1 protein-coding gene and 1 pseudogene are annotated in these 1,296 nt (G+C 37.1%); both read left to right on the forward strand.

The window, feature by feature from the left end; translation table 11 throughout:
- The first annotated feature begins 248 nt into the window (after nt 1-248).
- Nucleotides 249-992: an aminotransferase class I/II-fold pyridoxal phosphate-dependent enzyme gene (locus tag WGMM_RS07325; RefSeq protein ID WP_410543201.1), complete on the forward strand. Its 744-nt coding sequence runs from the start codon at nt 249-251 to the stop codon at nt 990-992.
- Nucleotides 901-1,296 (forward strand): annotated as a pseudogene (locus WGMM_RS07330) (aminotransferase class I/II-fold pyridoxal phosphate-dependent enzyme); the annotation flags it as partial. The gene WGMM_RS07325 and the pseudogene WGMM_RS07330, both read left to right, overlap by 92 nt.

The following is a 1,296-nucleotide window of genomic DNA, read 5'->3' on the forward strand; positions in this document are numbered from 1 at the left end:
TTGAAAACAACGAGGTTGAAAAATCTTTCAACACGGGGAAAGTACCTACTGCCGTACATGTATAATAAATATAGTAGTTTACCATTTAATAATTTATTATAATTATGTTAATTATCGGTAAATAAGGACTTGGTAAACTACGAAGAAATATTCTTGAATAAAATAAAAGATATAAAAGATGAGGGGCGCTACCGTGAATTTACGCACTTTGCGTCATTGCCAGGTAGGCTCCCCCCACATTATGGACTATGAAAAGAAATAGGGAAGTAATCGTCTGGTGCAGTAATAACTACTTAGGAATGTCACAAAACGAGAAAGTTATTGCCGCCATTCAAAATTCATCAATTGGTGCGGGGGGAACAAGAAATATATCTGGTACAACAAAAGAGGTTGTCGAACTTGAAAAATCCTTAGCTTGTTTGCATAAAAAAGAGGCTGCTTTAACTTTTGCTTGTGGCTACCTTGCTAACCAGACTACACTTAGCACTTTATCGTCTATTATCCCAAATGTAGTAATTTTTTCAGACGAGAAGAACCATTCTTCAATGATAGAAGGCATAAAATCAGGAAAAAGACCAAAACATATATTTAAACACAATGATGTTGATCACTTAGAGCAGTTGTTAAAATCCGTAGACACAAAAACACCAAAGATAATAGCACTTGAATCTGTATATTCAATGGATGGCGATGTAGCGCCGCTTGAAACGATATGCGATCTTGCAGATCAACATAATGCAATCACCTATTTGGATGAGGTGCATGCAGTTGGCATGTATGGTTTACATGGTGGCGGAATTGCAGAAAGAGAAGGCCTGATGGATAGAATAACCGTCATTCAAGGTACACTATCGGAAGGCTTTTGGAGTGATGGGTGGGTATATAGCGTCTTCAAAGAGCTTGGTAGATGTAATAAGAAGTTCCGCTCCAGGATTTATTTTCACCACTGCTATGTCGCCTGTTTTAGCAGCGGCAGCAAAGGCAAGCGTTGAACACCTAAAATCGAGCAACATTGAAAGGGAAAAGCAAAAAGCAAGTCGTTGAAAAGTAAAAAACTACACTGAGAAATAACAGGAATTAACTTCATTCCAACAGAAAACTCACATAATTCCAATAATAATTGGCGACCCAGAGTTATCCAAAGGAGCATCAAAATTATTATTTGATGAGCATGGAATATACGTTCAACATATAAATTATCCAACAGTGCCAAGAGGAACTGAGCGTTTCCGTATTACCCCTACACCTTATCATACTGATGAAATGATAGAACATTTAACAGAATCTCTTGTAAAA

The sequence above is a fragment of the Wolbachia endosymbiont of Glossina morsitans morsitans genome, from assembly GCF_000689175.1.
GTDB lineage: Bacteria > Pseudomonadota > Alphaproteobacteria > Rickettsiales > Anaplasmataceae > Wolbachia > Wolbachia pipientis.